General features: G+C 41.6%; 13 protein-coding genes and 1 pseudogene. 11 read left to right on the forward strand and 3 right to left on the reverse strand.

What is annotated here, in order from left to right:
• Positions 1–44: 44 nt before the first annotated feature.
• Positions 45–1,091: an outer membrane protein assembly factor BamC gene (gene bamC, locus AC3CKG_RS12180; protein WP_017110364.1), complete on the reverse strand. Its 1,047-nt coding sequence runs from the start codon at positions 1,089–1,091 to the stop codon at positions 45–47.
• Between the two features lie 48 nt (positions 1,092–1,139).
• Positions 1,140–2,018, reverse strand: coding sequence for a 4-hydroxy-tetrahydrodipicolinate synthase (gene dapA, locus AC3CKG_RS12185; protein ID WP_029223468.1), 879 nt, complete (start codon positions 2,016–2,018; stop codon positions 1,140–1,142).
• 374 nt (positions 2,019–2,392) lie between these two features.
• Here dapA and AC3CKG_RS12190 point away from each other — a divergent pair, with 374 nt between their 5' ends.
• The 7 genes and pseudogenes from AC3CKG_RS12190 (at position 2,393) to bcp (AC3CKG_RS12220) (ending at position 10,390) form a co-directional block, all read left to right on the forward strand.
• Positions 2,393–2,935, forward strand: a complete 543-nt coding sequence (locus AC3CKG_RS12190) for a glycine cleavage system transcriptional repressor (protein WP_017107219.1) — start codon at positions 2,393–2,395, stop codon at positions 2,933–2,935.
• A 12-nt stretch (positions 2,936–2,947) separates the two neighbouring features.
• Positions 2,948–3,280: pseudogene (gene bcp / locus AC3CKG_RS12195) on the forward strand (thioredoxin-dependent thiol peroxidase); the annotation flags it as partial.
• 91 nt (positions 3,281–3,371) lie between these two features.
• Complete coding sequence (locus AC3CKG_RS12200) at positions 3,372–4,775, forward strand: tyrosine-type recombinase/integrase (RefSeq protein ID WP_016800151.1); 1,404 nt, start codon at positions 3,372–3,374, stop codon at positions 4,773–4,775.
• Positions 4,775–7,105, forward strand: a complete 2,331-nt coding sequence (locus tag AC3CKG_RS12205) for a hypothetical protein (RefSeq protein ID WP_016800150.1) — start codon at positions 4,775–4,777, stop codon at positions 7,103–7,105. The genes AC3CKG_RS12200 and AC3CKG_RS12205 overlap by 1 nt, the downstream gene beginning before the upstream one ends.
• Positions 7,106–7,119: 14 nt before the next feature.
• Positions 7,120–9,315, forward strand: a complete 2,196-nt coding sequence (locus AC3CKG_RS12210; RefSeq protein WP_016800149.1) for a site-specific integrase — start codon at positions 7,120–7,122, stop codon at positions 9,313–9,315.
• The gene (locus AC3CKG_RS12215; protein ID WP_016800148.1) at positions 9,315–9,812 is read left to right on the forward strand and encodes a hypothetical protein; all 498 of its coding nucleotides are present in this window, start codon (positions 9,315–9,317) and stop codon (positions 9,810–9,812) included. Before AC3CKG_RS12210 ends, AC3CKG_RS12215 begins: the two co-directional genes overlap by 1 nt.
• A gap of 113 nt (positions 9,813–9,925) precedes the next feature.
• Positions 9,926–10,390 (forward strand): thioredoxin-dependent thiol peroxidase, encoded by a 465-nt coding sequence (gene bcp / locus AC3CKG_RS12220; protein WP_016800147.1) that lies wholly within the window; start codon positions 9,926–9,928, stop codon positions 10,388–10,390.
• A 47-nt stretch (positions 10,391–10,437) separates the two neighbouring features.
• Here the strand turns inward: bcp (AC3CKG_RS12220) and AC3CKG_RS12225 are convergent, their stop codons facing one another.
• Positions 10,438–10,782, reverse strand: coding sequence for a helix-turn-helix domain-containing protein (locus AC3CKG_RS12225; protein ID WP_016800146.1), 345 nt, complete (start codon positions 10,780–10,782; stop codon positions 10,438–10,440).
• A gap of 103 nt (positions 10,783–10,885) precedes the next feature.
• Here AC3CKG_RS12225 and AC3CKG_RS12230 point away from each other — a divergent pair, with 103 nt between their 5' ends.
• The 4 genes from AC3CKG_RS12230 to AC3CKG_RS12245 all read left to right on the forward strand — a co-directional run bounded on the left by AC3CKG_RS12230 (position 10,886) and on the right by AC3CKG_RS12245 (position 16,802).
• Positions 10,886–11,416, forward strand: coding sequence for a hypothetical protein (locus tag AC3CKG_RS12230; RefSeq protein ID WP_016800145.1), 531 nt, complete (start codon positions 10,886–10,888; stop codon positions 11,414–11,416).
• Positions 11,410–12,789 carry a DEAD/DEAH box helicase gene (locus AC3CKG_RS12235; RefSeq protein ID WP_016800144.1) on the forward strand — a complete coding sequence of 460 codons (1,380 nt, stop codon included), beginning with the start codon at positions 11,410–11,412 and terminating at the stop codon, positions 12,787–12,789. Before AC3CKG_RS12230 ends, AC3CKG_RS12235 begins: the two co-directional genes overlap by 7 nt.
• 595 nt (positions 12,790–13,384) lie before the next feature.
• Complete coding sequence (locus AC3CKG_RS12240; protein ID WP_016800143.1) at positions 13,385–15,118, forward strand: hypothetical protein; 1,734 nt, start codon at positions 13,385–13,387, stop codon at positions 15,116–15,118.
• On the forward strand, positions 15,102–16,802 hold the full coding sequence (locus AC3CKG_RS12245; RefSeq protein WP_029203700.1) for a hypothetical protein: 1,701 nt from the start codon (positions 15,102–15,104) through the stop codon (positions 16,800–16,802). The genes AC3CKG_RS12240 and AC3CKG_RS12245 overlap by 17 nt, the downstream gene beginning before the upstream one ends.
• Positions 16,803–16,998: the final 196 nt, after the last annotated feature.

The following is a 16,998-nucleotide window of genomic DNA, read 5'->3' on the forward strand; positions in this document are numbered from 1 at the left end:
ACACAATGTGTCCTCTTTTTTATTTATCATAATCAGCTCAGGGCTTATTCAGCTTTTGCTTCTTTCTTATCTTTGGTTTGGTCAGCAACGTGTGCTAATACCGGAACCATTGACTTAAGTAGCTCTTCTTCTACTGGCTTACCTGATGCATCCGTTACGTTAATCGACGTACGGTTACCAAGATCACCAAACAAGAAGGTATATGTGCCTGGCGCTAGGTCAATAGGCTGTAGGCCAACTGTTTCCCAGAACTCATCATCAGGCGCTGCGTATTTCGCTTTTACAGTACCTTGAGACTGATTACGCTCTTCAAGCTCGAAGCCCATTTGAGGTAGCAGTTCAGGCAAGCGTTGCCACAACACGTTGTAAGGCGTACGCGCGATAATCACAGGGAAACCACTGCGGTCAGCACCCATTGAAATAGGGATACGTTTCACTAACTCTTGCGCTTTCAGTGCCGCTTCTGCACGAAGGTTTTCATCGTACTTAGCCATCACAAGGTTCGTTAGGAACGCGTTGTAACGCTCTTTATTGGTTGCCGATACAGGTTTCTCTTCAGAACCTTCACGCCAATCAATTAGGTTAATCTTGAAGCCATGACGATTGTTCGCTTGGAAACGAGAGATAGAATAGCGGCTGCCAATCTCTACTTCTTCGTCCTCAGAAACCCAAGTTACCCAATCGGTCTCAATGTCGTTCTCTGATTGCTCACGAATGCCAATGCCACGCTGAGCTAGCATGTCTACCGCCGTTTGCCACACTCGGTCTGCTTCTTCAGCACGAAGAAGCCATAGTGTCACTTCACCGTTTTGACGCTCAGCACGAGCACCTGGGATCAGTTCAAGAACCTGTTGAGGCGGACGAATATCCACTTGACGACCTGTACCACCACTGAATTCACCGCTTGGGATATCAAAATTTGGGTAGAACTGAGGTTGAGCATCTTCAGGCAGTTGCCATTGTGAAAACTCAGGTGTTTCTAAGTATTCGAAATCATCTTTGGCTTGGCGACGTTGAGTCGGGCTGCCAGAACATGCTGTAAGAACGAAAACAGCCAGTGACCCAATCACTAGCTGGTGAGAATACTTCATTTATACTCCTAAATGCCGAAGGTTCGCTTCGGCATCATTTCATACGTTTTAGTAAATACACGCTTCAGTCATTGCTTGAGCAACAACGGGTTGAGCAGGCTTTGACAATTCAGTCAACGGTAGACGTAAGCCACCTTCAGCAATCAGACCCAATTTGTGAACCGCCCATTTTACGGGAATAGGGTTAGACTCAACAAACAAGTTTTTGTGAAGAGGCATCAAACGCTCATTGATCGCTTCTGCTTCTTCAAACTTACCTTCTTTCGCTAGTTTGAACATGGTTGCCATATCAGCAGCTGCAACATTATTGGTTACAGAGATAACACCATCACCACCACGCTTAACAAATTCTAGGCCTGTTAAGTCATCACCACTTAGTAAGATAAAGTCTTCGCCACAAAGTTCACGGTGAATTGCAATTCTGTCGAGATCACCCGTCGCATCTTTAAGTGCAACGATGTTTTCGATCTCAGCAAGGCGAGCAACCGTTTCTGGTAACAAGTCAACGGCAGTACGACCCGGAACATTGTATAGGATTTGTGGAACGTCACTAACTTCAGCAATCGCTTTATAGTGTTGGTACAAACCTTCTTGAGTTGGTTTGTTGTAGTAAGGCGTTACGCTCAGGCAACCAGCAATACCAGAACCGTTCAACAAACGGCTGAATAACACTGACTCGTGAGTCGCATTTGCGCCTGTACCTGCAATAACAGGGATACGACCATCGGCAAATTCAACGATCTTATTGACGACTTTGACATGCTCTTCAATAGTGAGCGTAGAAGACTCACCTGTTGTGCCAACCGCAACCAGACCATCACTACCTGCAGCAACATGGTACTCAACCAACTTTTTAAGGCTGTCGAAATCCACTTCACCATCTGTATTAAATGGCGTAACTAGCGCAACGATACTTCCTGAAAACATGTCTATCTCCCTTAATTTATTCTTTTTGCATGTTACTGTAAGCCGATCAATAAACACAAGACATTAAAGTGGCTTACTGGCAACAACTGCATTAAATATTGTCGTATGTTTGAGGTAAAACGACTTCTAACGCCGTTCTATCTAAAATTTTGGTCATCTACGCTCAATCTAACGGATAGGGCTAAACTCGATGTCAGTAACAGGTAAGCTGTCGCAACGTGGCGCTATCTTGTTTTTTTAGCCTCCTCGATATTCCTACCATTTGCTGCGCATTGGAAGAAAAACGCCTCATAAAAGCCCCCCTCCTACACTTATTCCTTTTGTTAACTGTGCTAACATGCATGAATCAATGGAATATAAAGAGACGTGATTTTATGACTCAACATCTAGTAATCACAGCTGTGGGCACAGATCGCCCAGGTGTATGCAACCAAGTGGTTCATTTAGTCACCCAATCAGGCTGTAACATTATTGATAGCCGTATCGCTCTATTTGGCGAAGAATTTACGCTTATCATGCTGCTGTCTGGAAAGGCAAACAACATCACCCGCGTTGAAACCACCCTGCCCTTGCTTGGACAAGAGCACGACTTGATTACGATTATGAAGCGAACCTCAACTCATGATGTGATTGAGAACTCTTACACCGTAGAGGTGTTCGTTGAGTCAGATGACAAAATCGGCCTTACCGAGCAATTCACTCAGTTCTTTGCAGACCGCAACATCGGACTCGACTCACTGAGCGCACGAACCATCAATAAGTCCAAGGTTCAACTCGACAACGACCAATTCCATATCTCCATTACCGCTTCTGTGCAATCAGAATGTAATTTGATGCAGCTACAAGAAGAATTCGACGCGCTGTGTCTGAGCCTATCCGTACAAGGCTCGCTCAACTTTATCAAAAACAGTCTTTAAAAAGGAAATGTCATGAATACGCTAACGGCTGGTGTTCCAGCACCTGCTTTTTCTCTTCCAGATCAAGATGGCAATATCGTATCTCTTGGTGACTTTAAAGGTAAAAAGGTACTTTTCTACTTTTACCCAAAAGCAATGACTCCAGGTTGTATCGTACAAGCGGAAGGCCTGCGTGATATCAAAGCACAGCTTGATGACCTGAATGTGGTTGTTTTAGGTGTGAGTGTTGATCCAGTCAAACGCCTACCAAACTTCGTTGAGAAAAAGTCTCTGAACTTCACTCTATTATCAGATGAAGACCATAGCGTTGCTGAACAGTTTGGCGTTTGGGGTGAGAAAAAATTCACCCTTAGTAATTTTTTATGACAGAAAACCTTGATGTAATTTTATGACAAATCTATCTTTGATATGTGGGTAACATATCGAGGGCTGTTTTGTGATAGAAACACATGAAGAAAAATGTTCTGATGTTTATGATGACTACCGACTTCTTTCTATCGAAGTCGATACATTAGCAAAGCTAAGAATCTCTACAAATACCGATACTGAATCAGGGGAAGTGACATACTCTCCCGACCTCTCTCCTTCCAATCTAAAATCACGCATAAAGAAAACCGATATCATCGTTGCCCCTGACGGTAGAGTGGTTTATCCACAGTCTCTTTATCTAGTATCTAAATTGCGTGGTGAAGCGGCTGTAAAAGACACAGGTTCAATCGCAAAAGGTTTGCTAGCTTTCACTCGTTATTTGGATTCGACTCACCACTCTCAAGTTGATGAAGATGGTCATGAAATACCATGTGAATACCTAACGTATAAAACCCTATCGAAGTACGAAGAAGAAGGTGCTCCCTGGCGATTTGCTGACTTCCTGCTTGCGAACTGCAATGATATTGAAGGCTCTAATGGCAGCGAGGCTTTTAGTTTATCTACCGCTCGCACCTATATGGGCGTGGTAATTGGATTCTATAAGTGGATGCAAAAAAACGGCTACATCAAAAATAACGATGAAAATATCGTTACCCACTACACCACAGAGACAGTGCATCAGGAGTTAAACCAACACGATATGCTGGCTCACACAAAATCTGGCTCTCAGCGCACTTATGAAACTTCCAATATCATGAGGATGTTCCCTAAAAAACAAAATACGCCTGCTCACAAAAAGCTCAAGCCCATGCATCCCAAGCACAAAGTCTTATTTAATGAACATATAACGTCACTCCCAAAGACGACAAAACTCATCTTTCGCCTATGTGCCGAAGCAGGACTTAGAATAGATGAGGCCATTCACTTCCCCGCTCACGATATCGGAAACGCTGACTACAGTGACTTGGAAACTGTACCAGTCGAAATTACTCACACCAAAGGCAGTAAGGCGCGTACCGTAGAAATCCCTATCGAGCTGTACGAAGAACTAGAGATACACAAAGAAAGCCATGCGCAACTTAAAAACCTAAACAAGCGCAATGAGCTTATTCAGGCAGGCAGTGAAATGGATACCGTTGAGTACCTATTTCTCTCAAACAAAGGTGTGCCTTACTCAGCCAATACATTAGAAACGCACTTTTCAAACCTTAGAAAGCAAATTCGCGAAGTGGACTCATCTTGGTATTACCGAATTCATGATTTACGTTCTACCTTTGCTACTCACTGGCTTTGGGAAGAATCAAAAGTGCGAAGTGTTAGCTATGACTACCTTATGGGTGACTTAGCGGAATTGATGGGACACGCCAGTACATCGACCACTGAAAAGTACATTCAGTACATGAATAAGCTGGACGACCAAATCAACACCGCTAAAGCCAAAAACCGCAAAATAAACGGAGGTTGGTCGTAATGGCGAAAAGTAAAATTGCAAAACAACCCAAAGCCGTCAAGCATGTGCGGAACAATCAAAATGTTGTACCTTTAAATCTTGATATTCCTTATAAAAAGATTAGATCAACTCAAGTACAGCAGTTGGATGTTTCTCATCTATTGTATTTTGGGGCTAACAAAGAAAACGAAAAAGTAGGCAGCCGAACCGTATTTATCAGGTCTTTTTGCAAAAAAGCTCATCAATATGTCAGCAATGGAAAGTCTGCACAAACCGCCACAACAGCCTATGATAACTTACGCGCTTACCTTGCTTTTTGTGATGCACTAAATGTTGATCCACTCTCCGAAAGTGGTTATTTGAAGTACGCAGGCAACGATGGCGAGTTAAGACATCGTATTAAAGTTTATACCCCTTCAAAACGCCTGTGGGAATACAATCATGGCGATGAGTTAGGCATTAAAGAATCGACCGCTTCGGGAGTGCTTTCAAACCTTCGTACTGCACTTAAATGGTGCGGCCTGCCTATTTCCGATTGGGCTAGGAATCACCGAGGGTTTGTAGGAGAAAAAACGCCCATTAAGGGTTACTCAGATGAGGAAGAAAAGCTTCTGGTCACACGATTAGAGGCATTGTTTTTCACACTTGCGCCACAGCTCATTGCTGCTAAAGAAAACAACACGCCTTTACCCGAAACCCTGCCTCTTATCATTAGTCTTGGCTTGCATGAGGAAACGGTTCAAATCCCGACATCATTGGACGTGCAAAAAAATACGAGAACAAAAAAAAATGGCACCGCTACTAATGCTGCCGCGGCCTTTAACCTTACGATGGGTGCCGCCTATCATTTAATGTGCTTTTTTACCTCACTGAACGACAGCAACATTCGAAACATTGCCCACCCAATTCATGTTCATACCGAAGAGCGAGATAAAAGCCTACAGATAGTCAAGGTCTCAAGCTATAAGCCTCGCGCCAACAGTGACGTCGATGCCCTTTTGGTGGGGAAGCAATTTGACGTTGATAAGCGCGATGGCGTCAAGTTTATAAAGCTACTAGAACGATTATCCAAACTCTACGGCAATAGTGAAGATGGCTCTGAGCTGCTTTTTACTCTCAATAATTGCATAGAAGTCAGTGAAACTTTTAATTTGACAGAGCTAAATAAAAAACTCGTTAACAAACTACACCTGTTATCTCCCCATCGGGCGGGTAATCTACCTTGGTTTAAAGAACTGTTTTACACCTACCGAAACCAACAAGCCGTCACATTAAAGAGGGGCGTGAATCATTTAGGTCGCATGGTTGTTCATAAAGAGACACAAACAACTTCCAAAACTAAGGCAAGGCAAGGAGCGACCAACAGCGCCTACTGTATTTTATCTTGCTACACAGACTTACCGCTTAAAGGGATTTTACTTCCGCTTTCTTATTCCGAAATTGATAGCGATGGCAATGTCACCGTATCTTTTTATTATAGAAATGGCGAAATTGGATATTTCAAAGTCCCTGCTTGTGATTTAGCGTTAATCAAAGATATTGAACAATATGCGAAAGAAAGAGCAGACAAACAGGCTAAGAAATACGAACGGCTACTTTTAACAAGAACCACCCAAAATGTTCCTTCTGATTGGGAAGGTATCAGCCCTATTTCAGCAAACCTCATGAACAATTGGTCTGTTGAACCCAACCATTACTACCTCTCTCTTCTATCAAGTCGCTGGCGAGAAATGAGCAGTAATCAAGCCTATGCGGAGGGAGGGATTCAAGCCGTTCAAAGCTTGATCCAAAACAAGCGAGACACAATTGAGAGAAGTTACATAAACGGGCTTCCATCACTTAATAAAGTCATTCTTTCTCAGGGTATCGAAGTCATCGAAAACCTCCTTGATAATGACTTAGAGCAAGCAAAAGATGCTGTTGCTAAAAGGCGCGGTATTCCGATGCTGACATACAAGGAAGGTGAGAAAAAGCGTAAAACCAATCCCAACGGAATAGCTTGCGATGGGAAGCAAGTCATGATTGATGGAAAGAATACACAACGTGAAACAAACTATGCGTTAGGCGCAGACTTACCTTGCGCCGAGTTTGATATGTGCCACAAGTGCCAATGTGCCAAAGCGGTAGATGACGTTGACGCTATTTATAAGCTTATTTCAACCATCGATGTTTTTAAGGAAGGACTTGATATGTTCCCTGATTCAAAAGGGGATGTTCTAGAAAAAATAGAAGCGTTTGAGTATACGCTAGATGGGGCAAGTGACGATGTATTCGATGAAGCCATGAAAAAATTCAATACCCAAGGTCGTCATCCAAGAGTGTCCATCGGCCATGCAATTCTATCTATGTAGTTACGGAGGCTCACATGATAAAACTCTCTGACCTAGAGCACCAAAACAAGCTTCTTAAAGCGCAACAAAACGTTGGCGCTCATGCAAATTACTTAATAGATGTGTTAAAGCCAGCGATTGAGCGCGGCGATTGGGATGAACTCGAAGCTCTTGATATAGGCTTTACGGTGACAGGTGAATCATTAGGTAAAATTGCCGATGATGATGCTTGGAGAAACTTGCAGCCTCATATTGAGCCGCAAGCAAAGAAGATCTTAACCCTAGAGTTTACTAACGATGGCAAAGTGATTGAGCGCATCCTAAAAAATGAGCTTAGAGTGTTCATGCTTAAGATGATGTGGCTTTCACCTCATGACCATTCCTTTGCCACTCTTTATTACGCACTAAATGATCTAAAAAAAGTCATCAACCCGCTTTTAAATGAGGGGTTTAATACGTTATCTGCGCTTGACTTTGACCGACTCGAAACTTGGCTGCTAACGGACGTTACCGATATCGATTTTGAAAGACAGCCACTTTACAACGGGTTAAACCGCCTTTACCTAGAAGCCAAAGGCTTACCATTTGAGGTTAATATTAATAGAAAACTTAACGCCTCGGATTTTGGTTTAACTCTTAAAGAAGCTGAGCAATATACCGTCATTCCACAAAGGCTCTACTATATGGGGCTTCAAAAGTCGGAAAAAGTTATAAATGAAGCTTACGCTCTTCGTCATGAACTAGAGAAACTGGCAGATTACATTACCACCTACACTGAAAAAGCCTATGTAGGTTATGCTAAGTATCTGGTCAGTGATGACGCTAGACAAAAAAACGGTGGTATTACATGGCTCTTAGCCAAGTCGAATAAAGAAAACAAAAAGCGCACCACTGCCTTTCAACAAGCCTTTACAGCACTTCGCTCTCCAAATGAAGAAGAGGCACTGGCTCTCACTCAACTTCATAAGCCAGAGATAAGAAACGGTTATTTAGATAAATTCCACAGCAAACGAAAACTGACGATTGGGCAATGGATTATCAGTAATCTAAGAGAGGCTCAATCACTTTTTAAAATGCTTAATGGTGGCTGCTTATGGGGATTAATGGCTCGTACAGGAATGAGAAGCGATGAAATGTATAGTCTGAACATTGCTCAGGGCTGCACCGAAGACATAATAGACCGCCAGAATATATACGTTATCCATGCCAGCCTTTCAAAGACAGTGAAAGGTTCTCAATCAATACAAGATGAATTTGTCACCACCGAGACTGGTATGAAAGCTTATGAAGTCCTTCAAGCGCTGCATACGCCACTTAGAAAAAGGCACTCAAGCTCACAATCCTTCTTTCATAAAACAAAAGAGGATTTCAGTAAAGTAGGCAAAGCATCAATAGGAAAATACTCTATAGCTTGGTTCAAAGAGGCCATGGGTGAAGAGCTTGCGCTGACCAATGAAGACCTTATTGACCTAAAAGTATCTGACCCCAATTTGTCGTTTCAATTAGGTAACGATTACGAATTTACGCCACACCAACTTCGCCGCTCTTTTGCTTACTACTTAATTGGTTACGAGCTTTGTAACTTCCCACAACTCAAACAACAGTTCAGTCATGTATCTATGGCAATGACGCGACACTACGCTAAAAATGCCAGTAAGTTTCAAAAAATCAGGCAAAAGAAAAAGACACTTGCGAACGAAATTGATAACGAGCGAATCAACCAAAAAGCTCGTGTCTATTTAAGTATCTATGAAAAATTGGCAAACAAGGAAAGAGTTGCAGGCGGTAAAGGCAAAGAGTTTGCTAAAAGCATGACCAAAACAGACCGTAACTTATTCACAGACAAGGTGGATAATGACATGCTTTCTCTTAATTTCTGGAAAAAGCAAATTCGAAATAAAAAACGACACCTTCATGCGGTAGCGCCTGGGGTATATTGCACTTCAACCACTTGTGGCTTAAGAACACTTGTTAACCTAATTGAGTGTGTAGATTGCAAGAATGACTACATCGTGGATTCCGTATTTGCTGAAGCAAAACGGAAAGAAGCTGAAATTCACATGCTTTACGATATCGAAAATAATGAACTCACCCCTCAAACTGCCTCTGAATCTTACATTAAAATTCAAGCAGCAGAACGTATTATGAGTGATTTAGGTATCGGCTATGAGCCTGTCGTTTTTCCTAATGAAGTTAGGAATTTACTCATCCCATTTGGAGTTATTTCATAATGTCACAGGCAACAAAAAAGAAGCTAATTGACGCATTAGAAAGGCTGCTGAGCGGTGATGTAGCAAAGTTAACATCGAGAGAGCTGCGTAATAAAGCGCGAAAAGGCAAACTCAAAATCAACAACAGTAGCGTTGAAAAAGAAGCTGGGCTTTCTGCTGGCGCACTCAGAAGGCACACCGATGTCGTTCTGATGATAAAAAACAAATCATTAGAAGTACAAGTTGCTCAAGATGAGAATACAGACTCCCCTATTGAAGTGCTTCAAAAGGAAATAAAGGCGCTCAGAGGTGAACGAACGCAAGCCAATAAGAAGAAAAAAGAATATTACGATGAAGCTCAAAGCCATAAGGAGGCGTTGGCTACTCAAGCTGCCATTCATATAAAGGTAGTTCAAGAACTAATGGAAATGCTTCCTGCTTCAGAACGAGAAAAAGCGATGGATAAGGTGGTTAATACCAGACCAGATAACATTGTTGAAGGTAATTTTAGTAAGTAACTAAGTCTCGTTTAAAGTTACCACTAGACAGCACTATCAAGCATAGATAAAACTAGACGTTAAGATAAGAAAAAACTCGATTCAGAGTAAATTAAAGAAAGTAAGGATAAACCATGGCTATCGAAGCAGGACAAATCGCTCCGGATTTCACATTAAACGACCAAGACAACAACCCAATTACGCTCTCAGAGCTGAGAGGAAAGAAGGTTTTGCTCTACTTCTACCCACGTGCTTCAACGCCTGGCTGTACTGTCCAAGCTCAAGGGCTTCGTGATACTAAGGCTGAACTTGATGCTCATAACGTTGTTGTGCTAGGTCTAAGCCCTGATACACCGAAAAAGCTGACAAACTTTATCAACAAGCAAGAACTCAACTTCACATTGCTCGCTGATGAAGAACACGAAGTTTGTGAAAAGTACGGTGTTTGGCAACTTAAAAAGTTCATGGGCCGTGAAAATATGGGCGTTGTAAGAACAAGCTTCCTGATTGACGAGTCAGGTAACCTTGAATATGTATTCAACAAATTCAAAACTAAAGACCATCATGAGGTTGTTCTAGACTACCTTAACAGCAAATAGTATTTAAAAGACAAATAGAGCCAGTGCCCTTTCGCTGGCTCGCGTAGCTAGTCCCCTTTAGGACAACTATTTTGAAATGACTCTTCAATAAGCCGCACTGTGACCTCAAGAACCTTCTGCTTATCCGTTTCAGAGAGCTTATTTAGATTCACAGCTAACTCCGCAGAAATCTCATCTTCACAAAAGAAGTAACTCAAAGGCACACCAAGCTCATCTGCAATTGACTTTAACGTACTGATATCTGGTGTATGTTTCCCCTTTTCGTATTGATTCATTCTCGGGCTTGCGGAGCTTTCATCCATACCTATACGCACTCCCAAAGCTTTTTGGGAGAGTTTCGCTTTTTTGCGTGCTTCTTTAAGACGCTCAGGGATTGGGTTAGTAAATGACACTTATAGTTCATGTCTCTGATCTCAAGGTAACTAAGATTTTCTTAGTTTTACTGATTTCTGTATACTAAGCAATCCTTAGTTTTTGGTTGGTGTAATTTTGGAAATGAAACGGGCTCGAAGAATTAGTGCGGTCATGCACAAGTTGTTGATAGAAAATGGGTTAGATGGATTCACCGTGCTAGAAGCGAGAGATTTGTGGCTATCTCTTGATAATGTGGACTCCAATTCTGCCGAAGTTCGCAAAAAGGTATACCGAGCAATTTTTCACTTTGAAAAGAAAAGTTGGTTGCGAAGTGAAGGTTCAGGTCGGAAAAAACGTTACTTTCAAGCGGAGCAATTTAAAGAGTTACATAACAATGTAACCACGAATAACCAAGCGGATATAAAGCCTAAAGTACCCATTCAAAACTATTCTATTTTGAGCAATGAACGTAACGAATATAAGGGCGAATTGGAAATAATACTTGGGGAGATTGACGAGTATCAGTCGATCGTATCTCGATTTCCTGAGCTAGAAAATAAACTAGCCCCTTTGCATCAAGAGGCTAAAGAGCGCGCCGCTTTATTGCTCGGTAAAGTGAACGTTTTAACAAAGGTTCTTAGTACTCTCTATGAAGGAAATGAACCGTGTTAAGGGAGTGGCAAAGTGAATGCTCTGACAGAGCGTTGGAAAAATATCAATCCAACTGCTCCCATTTCTTTTGCCAAGCTACACCTGGAGCAGGTAAGACAGTACTTGCCGCTAATATTGCGTCAAGGTTATTACAAAGTGACATGGTAGATCTTGTATTGTGCTTCTCACCATCGTTGACGGTTTCTGATGGTATAAAAAGAACCTTTTCGTCGGTACTTAAGTGTACGTTTAATGGTGGCATGGGATCTGTCGGGCAATCTTTAACATACCAATCGATCCAATTCCTCAATGACGAGTTTTGGCAAACATTGCGGAATCACAGGGTCTTTGTTGTCTTTGATGAAATACACCATTGCTCTGGCTCTGAGGTTGGAAATGCGAACATTTGGGGGCAGCAAGTTCTCACTAAGATTCAAGGGCTTGCTACTTTTACCCTCGCACTTTCAGGTACACCGTGGCGTTCAGACTCTTTACCCATTGTGATGGGTGAGTACAGCGACCCAGGCGGACAGCTTCTTGTCGATTACCAATACACTCTTAAACAAGCTATAGCTGATGGTGTTTGTAGAACGCCCAAAATCGTCTTGGTTGATAATGAACACTTGTCTGTTAGTAATAGCGAAAAAGTCGAATCCTTTTCATCAATATTAGAGATGCTTAAACAGACAAAAGCATCCTACCAGAGTGTTATTCACAACCAAGAGGCGATGGAATATCTACTCGGTTTAGGATGTGAGCGGCTAGAAAAAGTACGTCTCAGATCACCCAATGCCGGTGGGCTGATTGTTGCAGCGTCGGTTCAACATGCGCAAACAATCAAAGAGGTGCTGTCTCAAAAGCTTGGGCAAACCGTTTCTATCGTCACTTATCGACATGAAGAACCGCTAGCAGAAATAGAGCGTTATCGACAAAGCGACGCACAATGGATTGTTAGTGTAGGTATGATCAGTGAGGGTACTGATATTCCGCGCCTTCAAGTATGCTGCCATATGAGTTCAGTCAAAACTGAATTGTATTTCAGGCAGGTGCTCGGACGAATACTTCGTGTGAATAATACAATAAACCAACAAGCGTGGTTATTCACTTTTGCAGAGCAAAGCCTGATTGAGTTTTCTGAAAGGATTGAACAGGATATTCCTGAGTCTCGTCTCTATGTAAGTATGGGGAAACCTATCGAAACAGAGTTCTCTGGTCGAGAAAATAGCTTAAGTATCGCGCTTCCGCTTGAGTCCCAAAACAGCGGGAGAACAACAGTATCTTGGGAAAACAGTACAGACAGTTCAAATAGTCTCTATGGAACACTAGATACCTTTGATGAGCTTCGGCTTGGAGCATTTAAACAGAGAGTAATTTCGGCCTTCTCTTCTGTATAAGCGAGGAGGCCGCAGTCTACAATGGCTAGCTAAAGACACATAGGGGCGTCGAAATGAACTACTTTGCAGAGGGTGATATCTTCTAGAGTAAACCATTCAAACATAACATCCAGCAGGGGAGTTAAAAATGATCATCTCAAAGGAGTTTAATATATGCCCAGCCCAATTAACGAAGAACACGACTCATTAAAGGTAATAGTGATTGGTTCTACCAAGGCGCAAATGCATATACAGTAAAGCAGTGGATAGAACTTGATAAGTTTCCAGAAAGCAGTACCTATCAAGAGTCAAATATAGAAACACTTAAAACATTCGCCCCCACCTTGTGGGTGGCGATGAATGAAGATGTCTCAATGTTTGTTGACATAGAGTATTCCTGGAGTCACAGCTAAAATTAATGCCCCTAATGACACTATAAGCCTATCAAGCACTTACAGATATTTAACTCACAATACTAATATGTGAACCTATTCACTTCGATTGTATTGATTAAACATTTTAGAACCTATCCAACTCTCAATTCGATAATTTTCTATTTGCTCTGCCCCCTTTTATCCAACAAAGTGCTTATTGACTATCTAGTTAGAGGTACGAAATGTCATTGGAAGAAATAAAAGCTAAATTGCAAGCTGCGAGTGATACTAAGGAAGGTCTACTGACCCAGATCAGCGACTTATATATAAAGAAAATACGCTCTAACGATGAAGCTTTGAAAGGGGCACTAGCAGATCTGCATAACTCAGGTGATATTGACCTTGTCAATATTGTAAGCGTTGTAGATAAAGCCTCTATTGAATATAACAGTTTCAGTATTCTAAGTGCCTTCGAGAGTACCCTACCTTCACTAAATTCAAGCGTTGAAGATGTCCTGCACTGCTTAGTTCTTATCAAGCAGCAAACTGGTCGAGACATGGCTATTGGGGGAGCTTATCAACGTTTCTGTAAAGCAGAAAATCATCGCCCTAGAGATAGCGTTAAGTTTATCCTAGAACAAAGTGAACTCAGCACATATGCCTCCTTTCTCTCAAGCTCAATCCTTTCATTTAACTCAAACCAAATGATTGAAGCTATCCAGACGATAGAAAGTTTAGTTGCAAATGCAAATAAAATGGTTCGAGGTCAAGCTTATTTGACTCTGGGAAACATTGATGTTGATGAGGCTCACGCTTGCGCTATTTGGGAACTCCTATACAGCAGTACTACTAGCGAGCAAGAGAACAGCTGTCGTGCAGGGATACTAAGGGCGATCATCTTCTTCGGAGGAAGATTCCCATCCTATTGGCCCCAAATAGAAGATCTAATTTCAACCACTTTTGACGATACTAATAAAGAGGTTCTATATGTCATCTCAGAGCTTGTAGCATTTCAAAGTGTCACTCTACCTAAAAGTATTTTGAATATTCTTTTAAAAAAACTAGCCAATGTATCCCCAGAACACACAGACACCATAGATAATATAGATCATTTACTAGTCAGGTTGATTAGCAACGATACACCTTCAGTTGCCGTCGAGTTATTAGAATCGATTTTAGCTGTTGGTGTAAAAGTGTCGATGCTTGACTATTTCTCCAATGAGTTATTAAGCAAGCATCAAGAGCTATTGAACCACATTACTACAAAGTGGTTTTTGTCTGGAACATCCTCACTTTGCAGCGGAGTTTCAGAGCTAGTTAATGATCTAACAAGCAAGGATCTTACTCTAGAGGCGGAAATAGAGTTGCTGGAACAAGGAATAAAACAAGAGTTTGTTAGTCACAAAGCTGTTGGCTGGTTGTTCACTAGGCCTATTGCGGCGGCAAGCTTCATTTTATCAATTTACAATGTAGCTTCGACAACTACACGTAAACAGCTTGAACAGGTTTTGTATGAACCCTTGCTTCTAAGCTACCCAGGAGAACTAAAGCAATTCTTCCAATCTTGTATTGACAAAGGTATGAACGAGAATTTATGTGAGCGGCTGCTCAATAGGCTTCAAGCTTATCATTCAGGTATAGAGCAAGTATCTGGACTGAATGAATTAATGGCTCCGAGTGAAAACCTCAGCGCTTACTGGAGAGAGTCCAACAAAGATATGCAGGCAGCCTACGAAAAAGCATCGAGATCATCATTCATCAGCCAAATTGCGACGACGCAAAAATTATTGTACGGGAACAGCTCTATTTACTATGTGCATCAGGGAGATGGAGATCAGGTGCGACAAGAGGTGCAAATGCGCTCTTTTTCTCACTCTACCGAAATGCCAAGATTGAACGTCTTGGATCCCGAAAACTTAGACTATACATTACGGGTTTACCGTCACGAGAGGTTAAAGAGTGAAGTTGATTCTTAAGCAATACTTAGCTTCATTGAAAGAGCGAAAAGAGCTAGATGCTGTGTTACCAGACTTGTTGAGCAGCATGGGAATGAATGTGTTCATTTCGCCAACTCGAGGAGTTAAAGAATATGGTGTAGATATAGCGGCAGTTGGACAAATAAATAATGAGGAAGAAAAAGTTTACTTGTTCTCGGTTAAGTCTGGAAACCTTACTCGTGATACTTGGAATGGAAGTGCAGATCAAGCTCTTAGACCCTCGTTAGATGAAATTCAAGACTCCTTTATTTCTAGTCGTTTACCTCCAGAGCATAAAGGTAAAAAGATAGTCATTTGTTTGTGTTTTGGCGGCGATGTTAACTCCGGGATCAGACAAGAGGTGTCTGGCTATGAACAAAGAAATACACGAGACAATATTTCCTTTGAAGAGTGGAATGGAGATAAGCTATCAGAGTTTATTCAAAAGCACTTATTGAAAGAAGAATTACTGCCTAGTTTAAGTCAGTCTTTGCTAAGAAAGTCCTTGGCGCTACTTGAAGAACCCGAGAGCTCAAGCAGACACTTCTCTCTATTGATTAATGAAGTTCTATCAAACGCCAAAGATACAGACTCCGTCGCATCAGCCATAACTCGAATAAACACTTGTTTGTGGGTTCTGTTTTCGTGGTGTCGTGATGGTAGAAACATAGAAGCAGCCTACCTTTCGTCGGAGCAAGCATTGTTATTTGCTTGGGACAAGGTTAAAGACCATTACACCGGAAGGAATAAACCTTCCAAATCATTCGATAGTATTTTAGATACATATCAACAAATTACGGACTGCTATGTAGACCAGTGCTTAATTCCTTATGTTGAACATAAATACGCACTTTCGCATGCCGTCCACTCTCCGTGCTCTATTGATGTAAATTTTAAGCTATTTGATGTACTAGGACGGTTATCTATAAAAGGACATTGGGTTTTAGACTCGCTGATAAAGAGTTACAAAGTTTCTCCACCAATTGATGAAGAAAGCAAAGAGCAAGAAGCCTTACGCTTACGTCTAAGGGAAATAACAAGGTCGATTAACCTCTTAGTTGTCAATAATCCTTTATTGCTGTCACCATATAAAGACTCGCAAGCAATTGATCTAGCTCTGACTTTGACCTTACTTTCAGGTAACTCAGAACTTGATGAGTTTGTGAAAAATTGGCTATCAGAAATAGTCGATATGTGTATTTTCTCTTTTAAAAGTGATGGTATGTACCCCATTGTACATAACTCTTATGAAAAGCTACTTGAACATAGAAGGAAGGATATAGCTGACAGTACATATAAAAATAAAGTTACAGAAGCGAGTATTTTATATCCGCTTTTAACTGTGTTTTGCTCCCTATATAAGCTGGACTCAGTCAGCCAAGAGCTAGAAAATTTCACCACCGATAACCTAGCGCACTGCACCTTCCAGTATTGGTACCCAAACAAATGTAGTGAGCAAAATATGTACTCGAACTCAGATATGCATGGTTCTGCGTCAGCTAAATTTCCAGTCAATGGAGTTTTAGCACTAGAGCAGATAAAGCAAGAATGCGGAACTGCTGATTCATTCGAGAGGATGTCAGCTGTTATTAAAGGCAAAGCACCTTTGATACTGACAGCTTGCCGCCGCTATCGATACCCAGTCCCTTTTCATTATCTGGAAGACCTCATAGAAGACCACTAGAGAAAATAAAAAGCGTCTAGAGTCGCTATGCCTGCTCCATACAGAAAATAGGAAAGTTACAGCTCAAAAAGCACAATAGTAAGTTGGCTATAAAGTTTTCCTTTAACTGACTCGTACTGGTATTGCAGGACACCCAAGTTTAAACAGGACTTATACGAATGAATAAAAATGAGTACATGATGAAAAAGCCTAAAAA

It is taken from the genome of Vibrio sp. QJM3NY_15 (assembly GCF_057785995.1).